Source organism: Colwellia sp. (assembly GCF_013215345.1).
Lineage (GTDB): Bacteria > Pseudomonadota > Gammaproteobacteria > Enterobacterales > Alteromonadaceae > Colwellia.
This window is the reverse complement of the sequence record NZ_JABSOV010000010.1, coordinates 19,116-36,791: the sequence shown is the minus strand read 5'-3', so window position 1 is coordinate 36,791 and position 17,676 is coordinate 19,116. Positions and strand designations below refer to the sequence as shown.

At 38.5% G+C, this 17,676-nt stretch carries 10 protein-coding genes and 1 tRNA gene; 2 read left to right on the top strand and 9 right to left on the bottom strand.

The window, feature by feature from the left end; translation table 11 throughout:
- Nucleotides 1-138: 138 nt before the first annotated feature.
- Nucleotides 139-858: an SDR family oxidoreductase gene (locus HRT50_RS01550; protein WP_291610621.1), complete on the bottom strand. Its 720-nt coding sequence runs from the start codon at nt 856-858 to the stop codon at nt 139-141.
- A gap of 174 nt (nt 859-1,032) precedes the next feature.
- Here HRT50_RS01550 and HRT50_RS01545 point away from each other — a divergent pair, with 174 nt between their 5' ends.
- Entirely contained in the window at nt 1,033-1,941 is a 909-nt protein-coding gene (locus tag HRT50_RS01545) for a LysR family transcriptional regulator (RefSeq protein WP_291610619.1), read from the top strand.
- Between the two features lie 220 nt (nt 1,942-2,161).
- Here HRT50_RS01545 and HRT50_RS01540 read toward each other — a convergent pair whose 3' ends face one another.
- The 8 genes from HRT50_RS01540 to HRT50_RS01505 form a co-directional block, all read right to left on the bottom strand.
- On the bottom strand, nt 2,162-3,940 hold the full coding sequence (locus tag HRT50_RS01540) for an ATP-binding protein (RefSeq protein WP_291610616.1): 1,779 nt from the start codon (nt 3,938-3,940) through the stop codon (nt 2,162-2,164).
- A gap of 893 nt (nt 3,941-4,833) precedes the next feature.
- Nucleotides 4,834-4,909, bottom strand: a tRNA-His gene (locus HRT50_RS01535).
- Nucleotides 4,910-5,299: 390 nt separating this feature from the next.
- Nucleotides 5,300-6,979, bottom strand: coding sequence for a methyl-accepting chemotaxis protein (locus HRT50_RS01530; protein ID WP_291610614.1), 1,680 nt, complete (start codon nt 6,977-6,979; stop codon nt 5,300-5,302).
- A 167-nt stretch (nt 6,980-7,146) separates the two neighbouring features.
- Complete coding sequence (locus HRT50_RS01525; protein ID WP_291610612.1) at nt 7,147-7,323, bottom strand: hypothetical protein; 177 nt, start codon at nt 7,321-7,323, stop codon at nt 7,147-7,149.
- A 996-nt stretch (nt 7,324-8,319) separates the two neighbouring features.
- Nucleotides 8,320-11,445 carry an efflux RND transporter permease subunit gene (locus HRT50_RS01520; RefSeq protein ID WP_291610611.1) on the bottom strand — a complete coding sequence of 1,042 codons (3,126 nt, stop codon included), beginning with the start codon at nt 11,443-11,445 and terminating at the stop codon, nt 8,320-8,322.
- On the bottom strand, nt 11,445-12,842 hold the full coding sequence (locus HRT50_RS01515; protein WP_291610609.1) for an efflux RND transporter periplasmic adaptor subunit: 1,398 nt from the start codon (nt 12,840-12,842) through the stop codon (nt 11,445-11,447). The genes HRT50_RS01520 and HRT50_RS01515 overlap by 1 nt, the downstream gene beginning before the upstream one ends.
- Before the next feature lie 2 nt (nt 12,843-12,844).
- The gene (locus HRT50_RS01510) at nt 12,845-14,239 is read right to left on the bottom strand and encodes a TolC family protein (protein ID WP_291610607.1); all 1,395 of its coding nucleotides are present in this window, start codon (nt 14,237-14,239) and stop codon (nt 12,845-12,847) included.
- A gap of 341 nt (nt 14,240-14,580) precedes the next feature.
- A complete protein-coding gene (locus HRT50_RS01505) occupies nt 14,581-16,641 on the bottom strand; it encodes a S9 family peptidase (RefSeq protein ID WP_291610702.1) in 2,061 nt (686 codons plus the stop codon).
- A 329-nt stretch (nt 16,642-16,970) separates the two neighbouring features.
- Here HRT50_RS01505 and HRT50_RS01500 point away from each other — a divergent pair, with 329 nt between their 5' ends.
- Complete coding sequence (locus HRT50_RS01500; protein WP_291610605.1) at nt 16,971-17,537, top strand: DUF1285 domain-containing protein; 567 nt, start codon at nt 16,971-16,973, stop codon at nt 17,535-17,537.
- Nucleotides 17,538-17,676 lie beyond the last annotated feature (139 nt).

Sequence of the window (17,676 nt, the reverse complement as noted above, 5' to 3'; positions counted from 1 at the left end):
TTTAGAATGTTACCGAGTGCTTAGTTGCATTAATAAGAGGTTATGGCCAGTAGGCTATAAATATCAGAGTGGCTAAATAGAATTTAACCACTCTTATTTTAAGTTCAACAATCATCTGTTGATGGCAATCAGGTATTTCTAAGCTTGCTGTCTGGTGGCTGCGATGACTATTTCTCGAATACAAACATTTTGTGGTTGGCTGTAGGCGAACATGATCGTATTAGCGATATCTTCAGGCTGTATTGCGCCGCCCATGCTTTCTTTCCATGATTGATAACCGTCCTTGATTTCATCACTGGTTGTATGTGACAACAACTCGGTTTCTACTGCGCCAGGGGCGATGGTAATAACACGGACATTGCTATCAGCGACTTCTTCGCGAACATTTTCTGAAATGGCATGTACAGCAAATTTAGTGCCTGTGTATGCGGCATGGTTAGCGAAGGTTTTTCTGCCAGCAATAGAGCTGATATTAATAATTGTGCCAGTGTTACGCGCTTTCATCGGTGATAAAACAGTCTGCATACCATTTAATAAACCGATGACATTGACATCAAACATGTTTTTCCATTCATTGGCATCCTGACTATCAACTTGTCCTAATAACATAACGCCAGCATTATTTATCAGGCAATCTGTTGGACCATAAAGTGCTTCTGCTTTTGCTACAGCAGCATCAAATGTGACTTTATTGGTTACATCAACTTGTTCACATAATGTATTTGGTAACTCCAGTGCTACTAAGTTCTCTACCCGACGGGCAATCAATAATAATGGGTGTTCCTGATCGCTAAAATGTTTGGCAACTGCTTGGCCGATACCTGAACTTGCACCAGTGATAACAACTAATTTTTTCATAATGTCTCTACTTATTTGGTTAATCTTAAATACTACTTATTTGTGATACAGCTATTCTATGCAATAAGAAATTGTTGATATATGGTGTATTAGTTACATCATTGTTTACAGATGCGATCTAATAATGGTTTTGATAATATAGTGCTATGACCAATCAACTGAATTTGAGCTGTTATGAATGACGATATAAATATTGCTGATATCCGTGCTTTTGTCTTAATTGTTAAAGCAGGCAGCTTCACTGCCGCGGCTGAGCAGATTTTATGTTCACGCTCACATTTGTCTAAGCAATTATCGCAACTAGAATCTGCGCTTGCGGTGAAGCTGATCATACGTACCACGCGTACACAGTGTTTGACAGAACAGGGAAAGCTTTTCTTTGAACAATGCAGCCGCTCGTTTGATGGGGTTGATTATGCTATTGAGCAAGCGATAAATGATGCAGGTACTGTGAAAGGCTTCATAAACATTAACTGTGTGGGCGGTTATATCGGCGAAGATATAATTGCCCCTTTAGTGAGTGATTTTATTCAGCAATACCCAGACGTTAAGGTTAATCTTGATTTTAGTAGTCGACGTGTAGACTTGATTGCTGGTGAGTTTGATATTGTCTTTCGTATGGGGCAGTTAGAAGATTCAAACTTGATTGCCCAAAAGTTAATGGATATCTCAATCTGTACTTTAGCGAGTCCTGGCTATTTACAAAAGAATGGTCAATTATCACATCCAAAAGAGCTAAAGCAGCATCAGTGTATTACCGGCTCATTAAATAACTGGTCCTTTATCAATGTTAAAACAGCTAGTAAAAATATTGATGTTAGCGTCGATGGATCGTTCAAATGCAAAAATGGTCGTGCCATGATAAACAGCGCGCTAGCGGGTAACGGCATAGTACGTTTGCCTTACTTATATTGTCAGCAAGAAATCGCCAATGGCACACTCACCTCCGTTTTTACCGACTGGGCTGTAGCCAAGTCACCTTTTTATCTGGTTTATGTACAAGATAAATATCAGCCGGCACGATTAAAAGCCTTCATTGATTTTGTTCGTAATAATATTGCTCGATATAATCAAACAAGCTGAGTTTGATTTTAAGCTAGTGTATTTCAACTAAGAATTTTAGGGGGGAATAAACTTAAAAGGTTGGCGTGACTAAAGGGGCTTAAACCCAAAGAAACGAAGCAAAGGAATCAATCAAACACTAGCTGAGACCACAGAATACTTTCAGTCATATCAATGCAAATGAAGCCAAGTAACATTGGTTTTTTTAGCCGTATATGCCAGTATAACTGGCGAAGTAGTGTTATATGGAGAGCGTTAATGGTAATGTTATAGTGAAAGTGCTGCCTTGCCCTGTTTGAGAGCTAACCGATAAAGTTCCTCCGTGTTTTTTAATTATGCCCTTAGAAATAGATAATCCTAATCCAGTGCCTATACCTAGTCCTTTGGTGGTAAAGAAGGGATCAAATATTTTTGTTATATTTTCGTCTGTAATACCGGAGCCGTTGTCGGTTATAGAAATTATTATGTTTGCCTTGTTAACTTCACTGGTAATATTAACCATACCCATACCCATACCCATACCCATACCCATACCCATACCCTTGTCGGTAATTGCATCGCCAGCATTCATTAATAAATTTATAATAACTTGACCTAATTCATTGGGGCGACATGCATACAAAGGGAGTTTTGAAAAAGAAGTTGTCAAGCTACACTTAAATTTCAACTCGTTCCTTACTAAGTGCAAAGCAGATTCAATGACATCTGAGTTTAAATCCACTTTAGTCAATTCGTTACTACCGACATAAGAAACTCTTTTTAAATCTTGTACTATTGTTATTATCCTATCCAAACCGCTACTTGAATCGAGTAAAAGTGAATTCACATCAGACAATATATAATCGAGGTTATGAGTCGACTTTAGTTGTTGTACCCTTTCTAAGGTTTTAATTAACCCTAGATCATTTGATTTAATTATATTTTCTTCTAAGGCGTTATAGTTTTGCATAATGAGTTGTATGCTAGTCATATATTCAGTCAATACTTGCATATTGCTTTTTACAAAAGCGGTCGGGTTATTAATTTCATGGGCAACACCTGCGGCCAACACCCCTAATGAGGCAAATTTTTCTGACTGTATTAATTGCTGCTGATGTTCTTGTAGTTGTTTGGTGCGTAAATCTACTTTTTCCTCTAATTCAGTCGCGTAATTACTTAGCTTTATTCGCGCATCTTCAACCTCAATGTTAGCTATTGTTAAAATATTTCCTTGTTTAACTAGTTGAGTATTAGATTGTGTAAGGCGTCGCTCACTTTGTTTTATACGAGCGATAAATAAGAATAAAATACAGAATATAACTAAGAGGAAGCTAGATAAGACCATAAAGGTTTTTTGTAATGATGACTGTTGTTGATCCTTGGCGATACTGACAGGTAATAAAACTTCGATAATGCCGCGCACATCACCTACCTGCCAATCATTCTTAGGTGTATCCGGATGGTTATTGTGACAGTCAATGCAGCTAGCACGCATTAAATCAGCAACAGCATAGCGAATATATTTTTTATCATTTATTTCTTCAAAGCGATAATAGGGGGTATGAGGTTTTTGCACCAAACTCGCCCATGCCTCTTTAGCGAAAAGGCCATCAAATAATTTTTTACTTTCTTGTTTGCGCCATGGAAAAGGAAATGGACTATATAAAGCTGTTTTCGCTCCTGATTGGAGTTTTCCAATTTCATCCCCTAACGCCATACTTAATGTAGCAGGCAGAGGAATCGCGTTTTTAATGTTTTTATAATTATGGGTTATGGTTAAAGCATCACCTTCGGCGTCGGTAATGGTATTGATTACTTCTGAGGTATATAAAGTTCGAAAGGATGTTAATGCTTCTATATATCGCTGAGCTCCGGATATTGAATCCTCATTGGCAGAATTATCCGATATCTCTAAGACATAAACGTAAGTCATCACAATACTCGCAACCATAAGTAGCATGGCTAGAGTTAGTGTCTGAGTCCCTAAAAATATCGATGTCGCTTTATGTAACAAGCCTACTTTGTCACCTTTGTTAACCATAGTAATACCTCGAACAAGACTGATAATACTACCCATGCAGATTACTCAACTGCTGTTTTATGCACTTGCATACCGAGCTAAAATCCTCTTTATGGCTTCATTTTCTCCGCCGACTTGAGTGTCTACGGGAATTGGCAGTAATTGCCAAAAAATAATGCAAGTGACGTTCCAGTTTAACTAACAGCGCTTAATTTTATGATCTACATCGTGATTTGCTCTATATTTTTAATCTATGGATTTGCATATAGCTTACAGTGTGGAAGAGTGCTTTTTATTTTGCAAAATGCGAGTTAGATTGCTCGTTATTGGCAGTACCTAGAACTAGAGTATGAACAATTGAGTTAAGTTAACAGTAGACGAAAATCAGTATGCTATTTGAGATACTGGATTGTTTAGAGCTTTTCAAAGAATATAAAAGGCTGGCTAGTTAAAGGAGCTTGAATCTACGGAAATGAATAATGGCATTATTGGTGATTTTTTCGAGTTCTAAATGTTTTACGAGAATAATAAAAGAATGGGCGTAGCTAAAGGAAATTCAATCCACGGCAGAGTAATAGTGGAATCACCCGTGATTTAATTAAGCAGGAATATATTTGAAATAGAGATAAAAAATGGCGTGGCTAATAAGACTTCAATCCACGGTAAAGCGATAATGGAATCACTCGTGATTGTCTAGAGTATAAGTTTAAAACAGGAAGAAAAGATGGGGTGGCTAAAGGAACTTGAATCCACGGTAAGTGAATAACGGAATCATTGGTGATTCTTTCTAGTTCTAAATGTTTTATGGGAATAGTAAAAGATGGGCTGTCTAAAGGGACTTGAATTCACGGTAAATCGAAAATGGAATCACTCGTGATTGTTTAGAGTATAAGTTTTACAAAGGAAGAAAAGAATGGGGTGGCTAAAGGGACTTGAACCCTCGACAACCGGAATCACAATCCGGGGCTCTACCAACTGAGCTATAGCCACCACTGAACAGACTTAAAGTGCCTCTTTCTGAGACGCGTGGAGTATATTGTATTTAAGCCCGACTTGACAAGAAAAATCTGCTATTTTAATTGTATTTATACTCAGTTGTTCAAACTTTACAATATTTGTGCAACTAATGTGCAGCTTCTAATTTTATTTAACTTTATAACCCTGTTCGGATGGCTTGGTTTTGTTGGTAAAGCTAATTCTAATTGTTGGCGTTTTAACATAGGACTTAAATAATTATTTCTAAGTGTATCTGCATCTCTACCAAGAAATTCAGCGAGCTGGGCAAGTTTTAAATATTTACCTCCAGACTTTTACATAACGCTATTCAGCATGAGTAAATGTATTAACGAGAGCTTCATGAGCAGGTGTATCATTTATGCGCTAATTAAGAGAAAAACCTGATAGACTCTCTTGTAATACCAATGATATTTGCGCTAGCTCTTCTGATGCTGCTGATATTCGGGCAATTGAAGTAGCATTATCACTTGTCAACTGGCTAGCTTTAACCGTATTTTTTGATATTTCCTGGGAGGTACAAGACTGCTCTTCAGCCGCAGTAGCAATGTGACTATTCATATCATTGATTTCTTCAATCGCCGTTTGAATTTCATCAAGTTTATTATTAGACTCGTTTGCTGCCAGATCACTTGCTTTTCCATGGGTCAAACAATCCATCATTGAATTTACCGCGTTAGCAGTCCCTTGAGAAAATAATTCAATCATGCTTTCAATTTCAACGGTGGAGTCTTGTGTACGCTTAGCTAGATTTCTGACTTCATCAGCGACAACGGCAAAACCTCTTCCTTGCTCTCCTGCTCGTGCTGCTTCAATAGCGGCATTTAATGCAAGTAAGTTTGTTTGATCGGCAATTCCTTTAATCACACCTAGTACTGAAGTTATATTTTCACTGCTTTTTGCTAATTCAGAAATATTATCACTACTCTGCTTAAGACTCTCTGTTAGTTTTAATATTGATGTCATTGCATCATTTGTGCTTTCTTTTGTTTTATATGTTGTACTCGTTGCCTCTTTTGTAAAATTCTGAGTGCTTTCAGCATGACGAGCCACTTCTAATGAAGTTGATTCCATCTGTGTCATTGCTGTTGAAATCAACTCAAACTCTTGGGCTTGCAACTTTGAATTTTGATTGACTTCGGCACTAGCTTTTGCGAGTTCATCACTGGCTCCAAGTACTTCGTTTGAAGTGTTTTCTACAATCAATAAGGTTTCATTTAAATGTTGCCTCATCGTATTTAGCCCAAATTCTGTCCCTAGTTTTGAGGATACTTTAGTCACTAAATCCCCCTTTGAAATGCGAGAAATTTCTTCTTTTAGTGCAGACAAATCTGCATTAAGCTGATTAATTACCCATCGAGTGATAATAACCGCTATGACTAAAGAAATAATTAATAAAACGATGCCAATATTTAAAATGCTTTCCTCTTCCCGTTTAAGATTATGTAATACTTCCTCGGTAAGATGTTCAATTGAACTTAAAATCTGAGTGACATTTTTTTCAAGTATTAGTGCTTCTTCTTCAACCTTTGTTGCTTTTTTAATAGCGACAGTAAATTGATTTACCTTAAGTAAATCTAGTACTTCTACAACATGTAAGTCCCATTTTTCATGCTGTTTTTCAATGATTTCTAAGTTATGCTCTAATGTAAATAATTTGGTTTTATTTTCCTTATTTTCCTTATTTTCCATCTTTTCAGCAGCAGATAAAATTCTTTTTTCTGTTGATTTTATTTCTTTATTGAATTTTATCGTAAGTAATTTGAATTTTTTTACTGCATGCATAAAATGGTCAGTCGCAGCATCATTATCTTTCATTTCAAGGGCATATCGAAAAGCCCGTTCAAATTCTATTTCTTGTTCAAGTTGGTATTCTGTGATCAACGTAATATGCTCAGTGATTGGCATATACTGGGTTTCAATAGTTGAAATATGATGGCCCATTTTCATAACACGAGTACTGTTAATAGCACCATAAATTAATTGCAAAGAAAACATAACAATGGCAATCAACATAATGGTTTGTGTGAGCGTTAATTTTTTCATATCTTTCCTTTTAGGCTGTTAATTAATTACCTCATAAACTTTATGGGCATAAAAATTGATCTGATCCTTCGAATTTTAAAAATACTTTTGGTGTGTCTTAAATGTTTCACTTTCACCAAAACGTAATGCCCGTTCAAACCAAATAGCTTGTTCTAACTGATGAATGGTTATTTGGTGTGTTTTTCGGTTAAAGGCATATCAAACTCGGTAATGTCTCTTAACTCATCACTAATTTTATTCATCGAAGTAATAGCTTTCTCGACTATAAATAACTGACAGAGTAATACAAGACTGATCAGGAAGTATATTTTGTTTGATAACTTAATGTTGGCGAAAAATTTCATGAGAGAAGTCCCTTTTTACCCTATGTTCTTGTGAACAATTGCATTGCTTTTGAGCCCTTGGCAGTTTTCAAAAAATAGGTAGTAGACAAAATTATTTGATACTCCGTTGGTATTAATACTTGACTAAATTAGTATGGCACTTATGTAGCATAGTTGACTTTATAAAAAGGTGTTATACCTATTAGTTTTGGTGTAAATCATGAGCTTATTGACCTTTGCCGAAGTTGAATACAATTTTAAGAAGAGAAAAACTTGCCATAGAATTATCACTGCCTAGGAGCTAAGAAATGAGGATACAAATGGAGGTAGACTGAAAGTACTTCAGAAAAATTAAAATAAGTTTAGTATTTATGTGGATTTGAAAGAAGTAAAACAGATAAAATTTTTGTAGATGTTCATGATAAAACTATCAGTAAAGTCTGCTATTTTGATGGTGTTTATAGATAATTCTTTTTGTTTTACTATCTTTGTGTAATTAATCTACAGCTAACATCATAAAATTTAACAAAGGTAGGGATGAGTAACCAAAAAGTATCTAATAGTGAGCGGTTTTATTAAGGGGGAAAGCTCAGTGATGCGACAATAAACCGATTTTATAAGGTCATTGACAGCAAAACTGGTAAGGGTGCTTAATTTACTTGCACTGAATCTGCGAATTAACGAGTGACTTAATCGTCTAATTTATAGAAGTGAGCGATATTACGTCGTTTAAGAGAGCGTAATGCCTTAACTTTTAAATTGTTTTTGTTTTTTCGAACCATCATTTTTTTCTTTTTTAACTTCATCTACAAACCTCCTAATATTTTATCTATAAGTTAAATATGGGGCTAAACTTGCCTTTAATCAAGCGGGGTGATTAAAGATATTGACCAACTACTCTAAATAATAGACCAGTTGGTCAACTTGTTCAACTGGCTAATAATTAGAGTAGTTGCTTTGTTGAGAGATAATAATATTAGAACTTACCCCAGCTAATTAGAAGGTCATTATCTGCTACTAGGCGAATTGCTTACCACTGGCTTTTTTATCGACGGCCTTATGGGCAAATGCAGCTATTATCCGCTCAACAATTAGGTAATTTACCGGCACTAATATTAAGGTAATAAAAGTGGCAAATAAAATACCAAAACCTAATGATACCGCCATTGGAATTAAGAACTGGGCTTGAGTCGATTGTTCAAACAGCAAGGGCATTAAGCCAATAAAGGTGGTTAAACTGGTTAACATTACCGGTCTAAAGCGAGCTGCCCCTGCAGTTAACACTGCTTCCATTAACTCACCGCCTTCACTACGTTTTTTATTGATAAAATCGACCAGTACCAGTGAATCATTTACCACCACGCCAATTAACGCCAACATGCCTAGTAAGCTCATGATGGTTAATTCCATGCCCATGATCCAGTGACCAATTACCGCGCCAATCATGCCAAAAGGAATAATGCTCATGACAATAAGGGGCTGTAAATAAGATTTAAAAGGAATGGCCAATAGTGCGTAAATAATAAAAAAGACAAATAGCAATGACCAACCGAGCGAGCCAAACGATTCTCTTTGTTCTTTGGCTTCACCTTCAAGTGAGTGACTAACCCCTGGATATTGCACCATCAATTCATCCAAGTAGGCTTTTAAGTCGGCTTGTAGCACTGTCATATTAGTATTCGATTTTTCCACATCGGCACTGACATTGGCGGTGCGGTAGCGGTCGATTCTTGAAATTGTTGACGGGCTTTTTCCGGGGATAAGCTTAGCAACATGGGATAGCGGCACTGAGCCACCGGAAGGTGTGATAACAAGAATATCTTCTAAATCAGCCATAGTACGGCGCTCATCTAATGGCAGTCGCACCATAACGCGGACATCATCTCTGCCACGTTGAATACGTTGTACTTGTGAGCCGAAGAAAGAGCGACGTACTTGATTGGAAATACTGGTACGGGTTAATCCTAGCGCTTTACCTTGCTCGGTTAATTCAATTTGCAGCTCTTCCTTACCGTTCGATAAACTATCAGCAATGTCGAATACGGTCGGGTAGGTGGCTAAGCGAATTTTCACTTTATCGGTGACTTCTTTTAAGGTATCTAATGAGCTTGCTTTAAACTGCACATGAATAGGGTCTGATGAACGACCAATTTCTGCTCTAAAAGTAATACTTTCAGCGCCGGGAATAGGGCCAATTAAATTACGCCATTCACGCACTAATTCACGTGAAGTAACCGACAGCTCTCGCGATTCTGGCGGAGTAATTTCAAAACGAACACTGCCTTTATTTGATACACCGCCGCGGCCACCCGTAGTGGCTAATATATTAATAATGACACTTTCGTTGGTTGATGGCTCAATGTACTTCGCTTTTAGCAGCTCGGCTTTTTCGGCCATTTTAATAATATATTTATTGGTTACTTCAAAGGGCGTGCCTGCAGGCAAGGTTAGTGTTGCTCGTACGGTTTCACTCGGTATACGTGGGAAGAAAACAAACTTTGTCCAACCGCTCATTATTAGCGCAAGAATAACCAAAAATACCGCAGTAAAGCCAACTAAAGTGGTAGCTTTGTTATCAATGGCTCGTTTTAGTAAGGGCTGATAAAAACGGATTATCGAGCGTTCGAAACCGTCGGCAAAGCCTTGTTGCAATCGACTGAACTTAGATTGCTGGTCTTTTGCCGAGCGCAGTTTTAAGTTTTTCAAATGAGAGGGTAAAACGAATTTTGACTCGATTAAGGAGAAAATAAGTACCGGAATAACAATAACCGGAATTTGCGCAAACAAGGCGCCGCGGTTACCTTCAATAAACGCCAGCGGCAGAAAGGCGGCTACTGTGGTTAAAATACCAAAAGTCACTGGCGTGGCGACTTCTTGGGTGCCACGAATGGCGGCCATTTCACCGGATTCAGACGTTTTTAAGTGGGTGTAAATATTCTCCCCGGTGACTATGGCATCATCAACGACAATACCCAACACCAAGATAAAGGCAAATAAGCTCATGATATTTAAGGTAACACCAAAAAAAGGCATCATGATAAAGGCGCCCATAAAAGAGATGGGAATACCAAGAAATACCCAAAAGGCAATGGAAGGTCTAAGAAATAGGCTTAATAAGGCAAGTACTAAAATACCTCCTTGCAAGGCACTGGTGGTCAGGGTAGAAATGCGATTTTTAACTATCTGTGAGTCATCATCCCAAAAGCTTAATTCAACGCCGACCGGTAATGAACTTTGTTGGTCGTTAATATAAGTTCTCACCGCATCGGCAACTTCAATGGCACTTTGTTGGCCAATACGATAAACATCGAGAAAGGCCGCTTGTTTACCGTTAAAACGTGTGCGCACTGGCGTTTCTTCAAAGTCATCTTTAATGATGGCGATGTCACTTAGGCGAATGATAGAACCATCAATATTGGTTTTAATGGCTATTCTTTCAAACTCGTCTTTACGATAGGCTTGGCCTTTTGAGCGTAATAAAATATCACCACCCTTGGTTTTTAAATTACCGGCAGAGATATCTGTGCTTGAGTCGGATATTGCTGAGGATATTTGCGCTATGGTCAAACCATATTGACGTAACTTATCTTGTGGCACTTCAATGGATATTTCGTAGTCACGCACACCGCTGAGCTCAACTTGGGTGATAGCCGGTATCTTTAATAAATCATCTCTGACTTTCTCGGCAAATTCACGGGTCTCTTTTTCGCTATAAATACTGGCAATAGTAACGGCAATCACTTCACGTTTACGTGTGGCTAAAGACACTACCGGTTTTTCTGCCTCGGCTGGAAAGGTATTTATTTCATCAATTCGGCTTTTTATATCGGCGAGCATTTCGCGTGGATCATAGCCTGACTCTACTTCAATGTTGACCGAAGAAGATCCTTCAGATGACTTGCTAGCAATTTGCTTGACCCCTTCTAAGTCTTGCACCGCTTCTTCAATACGAATAGAAATACTTTTTTCAACGTCTTCGGGTGTTGCGCCGCGTAGTGATACATTCACGTTAATGCGATCGGTGGCAAAAGACGGAAACACTTCCAGTGGAATACGATTAGTTAAACTGAATAAACCCGCTATTAAGATGGTAATTAATAGTAAGTTTGCTGCCACATGATTTCGTGCAAACCAAGCAATCATTAGTGATTCACCTTAGCTGATTGGCTTGGCTGTGTTGCTTGAGATGCTTTAGCTTTTTGGATGCCTTTTGCTTTGCGCTCGGCAATTAATGCTGCAACTGTGGTACCTTTTTCAGCGGCAATTTTTTCTAACTTGGCAAGACGTTCTTTTGACATCTTTCGCTTAGGGGCAGTCTTTTCCGGCGCTTGTCCTGAAATTGCGACTGGCGTGCCAGAGCTTACTTGTCCTAAGGAAGTTAATACTAATTCATCACCGGCGGTTAAGCCCTGAATGACAATAGCTTCAGTGCCATTTTGCCAGCCTAATTTAATCTCTTTACGCATTAGTAGGCCGCCTTCAACGATATAAACATAGCTGCCTTGGTATATTGTGCTGCTGGGAATCACTAAAGCGTTTTCAACTTCACGGCCGGTAATTTGTGCGGTGACATATTGGCCCATTTTAATTTGCGCGCCTTGGTTATATTCACCATCGTAAGGACGGATAATTTGCGCAACGACATAAAGTTGTTGCGACATTTCATCGATAGCACTTTCAGTGCGCACAATCTTGCCTTGCCACACTTGCTCACCCATTAAATCGGATGAAATAACCACATTACTGATCATTGAGTGCTTAGCCTCGCCACTATGTGCCTCAGATTGCTCATGGGCATTGCGATATTCTTCCGGCAACTTCATTAGTGGTAAGTCTTTATTTTTTATCGGTAGACGAATTTCGACATAATCAACGGCAAAGATATCGGCTAGCTGAGTATTACTTGAAATCACCTGACCAATATCAACATTTTTCTTTAAGATGCGACCGGCATAAGGTGCGATGATCTTGGTACGTTCTAGGGAAAGCTCCACTTTATCAAGCTGTGCTTCTGCAGAGAGTACTTGCGCTTTGGCGGCTTCATACTGTGGTTGACGTAAAAGGAGTGCGTTTGGTGCTTTACCCTTGCCTAATCTCTGCCAATCAGCTTCTGCTTGTTTTACCCGTGCGCCTTCTTCTTGCAAACTTTGTTTGGCTGACATTAAGCTAGCTTGCGCTATTTTAACTTCGGCGCGGTAATCCCTGTCATCGAGTTGCATAAGAATATCGCCTTGCTCAAAAAATCCACCTGCTCTAAATTGTTTGCTGACGTAATTAATTTGTCCTGAAACTTGCGCGAAAAGCACACTTTGAGTTCTAGGTCTCACGGTACCAAAACTTTGTACCATCACTTGATAGCTTTGCGGAGTAAGTGTGGTGGTAGCTACCGTCATTTGTGCGGCTTTTGAAGGTTGAGCTCTATTACTGGTCGGTGGGTTGTTAAATATAACCATGATTAACGTTATGGTGGCGATTATGATAACGACAGGTACTAGAATTTTATTATAGCGTTTTTTTTTAATTTTTTTTGTGTCAGACATGGTTATTCGACCTTATTTTCAAGTGACTGTGCGGAGAAGTCGCCACCCAAGGAAAGATGTAAATTGATGCGATTGGCAATGAGTCGGTTTTTAATTTTTATCAAGGTAGTTTGCGCTTCGAACGAGCGCTTTTGCGCATCAAGTACTGTGGTATAGCTAACCAAGCCACTTTGATATTGCTCAAAAGATAATGTTGCCGCTATTTTTGCGTTTTCCTGTGCGGCCAACATGGTGTAATAACTGTGCTTTAAATTCTTTTCAGTGGTGATGGCGTTTTCAACATCACTAAAAGCTTCATATAAAGTATCTAGATATAGCTGTTCACCTTGTCTTAATTCGATACGGGATTTTTCTTCATTTGCTTGCAGGCGACCGGCATTAAAAATCGGTGCGCTAATACTGCCCAGGAGTGACCAGGCTAATGACGAACCTGATAATAAATCGCCAATATCAGTAGTCGCATCACCAACAGAGCCCGATAATATTATACTAGGGAAACGTTGTTTATGGGCATAGGCTAAAGCTGCATCTTGTGACAGTAATTTATACCAACTGGCTTTTAATTCAGGTTTTCGGCTGATTAATTCTGACGGTAGGCCAATAGGAATATCATTGGTCAGCAGTGGTAAGTTAGCGTTTACTAATAACTCGCCTTTTGGGTATTCACCAATGAGACGCTCAAGTTTTCTAATTAATTTGGTTTTTTCAGTTGCTTGCTCAGATACTCGCGTTAATTCGTTGTTCAAATCGTTACGGGTTAAATAAACATCAAGGGCAGCGGTTAAGCCTGAGCGATATCTGCCTTCAATTATGGCTAAATTTTGCTGGGAATTTTCTACTCGGCTGCGATAAAGGCTTAGCAGTTTATCTGCTTCAATCACCTTAAACCATGTAGTAACCACATTAACAACTAACTGTTGTTTGTACTGCTCAAAAGTGGCTTTTTGCGCCAGGTAGTTATAGTTACTGATTTGATCGGCGGCAGATAACTTGCCCCAAATATCAAGTTCGTAACTTAAATTCAAATTAACAGAATTGCTATTGGCATAACTATCACTTTGGTTGTCTTTACTGCGACCACTACGAAAAGACAAATCAAGCTCAGGCCAAAGCTGACTGCCTGAGACAATGAGTTGCTGCTCGGCAATTTTTAGTGCATAAGCCTGCATGGCAAACTGGTGGTTAGCGGCCAAAGCTTTAGTCACTAATTGCTGAACTTGTAGATTATCTAATTGCGATAGCCAGTTATGTTCAACACTAAGTGCCTGTTTACTTTCTTGCCAGTTATCGGGAAGGCTTGGGTTTGTTAGCTTTTTATCTACTTCGGAAGTATTGCTACAAGCCAGTAAAAAAAAGCTTGTAAGCAGTGGCAGTAGTTGTCGGAATCGACGTGTCATAACAAGGGTGACTCAGTTTAAATAAATTATCTAATACTAGTGTAATCAAAGTTACTTTGAGGGGATACAGCTTTTACATAAATTTACAGAGGGTGTGTGCTAAAGAAAATTCTGTTGGCATTGCTAAGGTATTAGTGGGAAAAAGTAAGTATTAACAACTCTGTTTTACGCACATTCAGTTATCACCTTATTGAATTAACTGCTTAATGTTTAGCGGCAACCAAGCACAGAGGAGGGGGAATAAGTATCCTCACCTTATTGCGGCAACTACCCAAAGCACATGAAAATACAGCTGCATGTGGCTTGGGCATAGGTGAGGGTACTGACTTTAGTTAAGTGAATTAACCTTTATTAAGTAAATCAATAAAGAAGCTATATTCTAAAGCTGTATTATGAATGCGTTTAAATCGTCCCGATGCACCGCCGTGTCCAGCTTCCATATCAGTTTTAAATACTAACAAGTTGTCATCGGTTTTATAATCACGCAACTTAGCTACCCACTTCATTGGCTCAAAGTACTGTACTTGTGAGTCATGTAATCCAGTGGTAACTAAGATGTTAGGGTAGTTTTGTGCCTTAACTTGATCATAAGGCGAGTATGTCATCATATAATCGTAATAAACTTTGTCTGTTGGGTTACCCCATTCTTTAAATTCATTAGTGGTCAATGGAATACTTTCATCAAGCATAGTGGTGACAACATCGACAAAGGGTACTGCTGCAGCAATGCCTTTATAAAGCTCAGGTGAGATATTAATTATCGCGCCCATGAGTAAACCACCAGCACTACCACCGGCAGCAAATACTTTGTCTTTATCGCCGTATCCTTGTGCGGTTAGGTCTTTAGTGACATCAATAAAGTCAGTAAAGGTGTTCATTTTAGTTAGCTTTTTACCGTCTTCATACCAAGGTCGGCCAAGCATTTCTGAACCACGAATATGAGCAATGGCATAAACAAAGCCTCGGTCAAGTAAGCTTAAACGACTCACCGAAAAGTAAGGGTCAATAGTTGTACCGTAAGAACCATAGGCATATTGGTATAATGGGTTAGTACCATCTTTTTTGAATTTATCTTTGCGATAAACTAATGATACGGGTACTTGTTTGCCATCACGCGCTTTAACAAAAATTCGTTCAGAGGCATAGTTGTTGCTGTCAAAATCACCTAGTACTTTCGTTTGTTTTAATTCCGTTTTATTAAACGAATTTAAATCAACATCGTAATGGGTGCCTGGAGTAGTAAAACTAGCGTAATAAAGACGTAACGCTTTATTATCTATTTCGTTATTACCGTATAAATTTAAGCTATAGGCAGTGTCATTAAAGCTTAGCTGCTGCTCTTTACCTGTAGAAATTTGCTGAATAGTAACGCGACTAATACCATTTTCACGTTGCTGATAAACAAGGTGGTCGGTAAATAATTCATAATTTTCAAGTTTAACGGCATCATTGGCAGGGATGACATCTTGCCATTTTGTTTTATCGCCAAGGTGTTTTGTATTAACTTTCATTAAACGAAAATTGGTTGCTTGCCAGTTAGTACTGATGTAATACCAGTCATTTAATTTAGAAACGGAATACTCATGACCTTCTTCACGCTCAATAAACTTTTTAGGCATGGCTTTAGCATTATTGGCGTCAATTACCGAGACACCACTGGCTTCAGTACTTGAATGCCAGATAAAGACACTGCTGCCATCTTTAGATTTACTAATACTTGTGTAGTAAGATTTATTACTTTCTTCATAGATCATCTCGTCATCAGCTTGTGATGTGCCTAAGGTGTGACGAAATACTTGGTAACCTAATAAGGTTTGTGGATCTTTTTTGATGTAATAAACTGTTTTATTGTCATTACCCCAAACAACACTGCCATTAGTACCTTCAAGCTTGTCAGCAAGTAAAGTATTACCAGCGATATCTTTAAATAACATGGTATAAATACGACGACTTACGGTATCTTCACCATAAGCGAGTAACTTACCGTCTGGACTCGCGCTTAAACCACGAGCGTCATAGTAATCGTGCGCTTTGGCTAATTCATTAACGTCCAGTAAAACTTCAAGGTTAGTGCCGTTAAAGTCAGTGGACCTAACGTAAATTGGGTACTCATTCTCGCCTTGCATTTGGCGTGAATAGTAGAAATCCCCTTCTCTGGTTGGCACTGAATTATCATCTTTTTCAATACGACTTTTGATCTCTTCAAAGATCTGCTCTTGCATGGCTTCGGTATGCTTTAATTGCGCCGTGGTATAATCATTCTCAGCGGCTAAATGCGCTAAAATTTCAGGGTTGGTACGACTGTCATCACGCATCCAGTAATAATCATCGACACGAGTATGGTTATGAATAACCATTTCATGGGGGACTTTTTTAGCGACAGGGGCATTTATATTTGCCATTGTGTTAGTCGTCTCATTATTTTGATTACTGCACGCTGCAATAAGCAGGGCAGAGGAGACTATTAAGCTTAGCTTAGTCTTAGATATCGCTATTTTCATGTCTATTCCTTGTGATACCAATGCTATTAAATTCTTCCTTAGTGGGAAATAACGTAATAGATTTGGTATTATCTTAAGCAAGTGCTTGTTGAACTGGCTCAAATGTTAAAAAATTGTATCGGCAATAAGTTAGCATGATATTAATTATAATCAAATGCACTTGTCGCGTAATACCGTTAGGCTAACCCGTTTTACCAATTAACGTAATTTTGTAAGGAAATTCCGCCATTATGTCATTAGATAAAATCTCAGCTCAGCTTGCGGGCAGTAAAAAATCATTACCGCCAGTCGAGTCATGGAACCCGCCCTATTGTGGTGAAATTGATATACAGATTAAAGCGAATGGCGACTGGTATTACAACGGCACTATTTTTAAGCGTTTAGCACTGGTAAAAATGTTTGCTTCTGTACTTATTAAAGATGTAAGCAAAGATGTAAGTGACGACTTATCTAAAAATATGGCCGAGTATTTCTTAGTGACACCGGTTGAGAAAGTGAAAATTCAGGTGGATGACGCTCCTTTTGTCCTTACCCTGTGGCGCTGGCTAGATGAAAAAGAGACTGTTATGCAAGTTACCACTAACTTAGGTGATGAGTTTACCCTTGATAAACAGCACCCATTAATTGTTAATGAAAGTGGCGACTTGTATGTGACAGTACGACGAAATTTAACTGCAAAAGTTCATCGTAATGTCTATTACCAATGGGCTGCTATTGCCAAAGAACAACAGACAAAAAACGGCACTGAATTAATAATTACCAGTGCTAAGTGCCAATTTACTTTAGGTAGTTATTAAGCGCGGTATCTTGTTGGTTAGCTCAACTACTATTTGAACCACACACGGTGCAACTGGCTTGCTTTTCATGTTAAATTGCTGCCATTGATTAGCTAGACCATCGAGTAAGTTCAGTTGGTTAAGCTGTACTTTCTTAGCT

Bases quoted from the DNA above. Each gene is read 5' to 3' on its own strand.
- HRT50_RS01510 (WP_291610607.1), bottom strand. From the start codon at position 14,239: ATGACACGTCGATTCCGACAACTACTGCCACTGCTTACAAGCTTTTTT.
- HRT50_RS01500 (WP_291610605.1), top strand. From the start codon at position 16,971: ATGTCATTAGATAAAATCTCAGCTCAGCTTGCGGGCAGTAAAAAATCA.
- HRT50_RS01545 (WP_291610619.1), top strand. From the start codon at position 1,033: ATGAATGACGATATAAATATTGCTGATATCCGTGCTTTTGTCTTAATT.
- HRT50_RS01530 (WP_291610614.1), bottom strand. From the start codon at position 6,979: ATGAAAAAATTAACGCTCACACAAACCATTATGTTGATTGCCATTGTT.
- HRT50_RS01540 (WP_291610616.1), bottom strand. From the start codon at position 3,940: ATGGTTAACAAAGGTGACAAAGTAGGCTTGTTACATAAAGCGACATCG.
- HRT50_RS01550 (WP_291610621.1), bottom strand. From the start codon at position 858: ATGAAAAAATTAGTTGTTATCACTGGTGCAAGTTCAGGTATCGGCCAA.
- HRT50_RS01515 (WP_291610609.1), bottom strand. From the start codon at position 12,842: ATGTCTGACACAAAAAAAATTAAAAAAAAACGCTATAATAAAATTCTA.
- HRT50_RS01505 (WP_291610702.1), bottom strand. From the start codon at position 16,641: ATGGCAAATATAAATGCCCCTGTCGCTAAAAAAGTCCCCCATGAAATG.
- HRT50_RS01520 (WP_291610611.1), bottom strand. From the start codon at position 11,445: ATGATTGCTTGGTTTGCACGAAATCATGTGGCAGCAAACTTACTATTA.
- HRT50_RS01525 (WP_291610612.1), bottom strand. From the start codon at position 7,323: ATGAAATTTTTCGCCAACATTAAGTTATCAAACAAAATATACTTCCTG.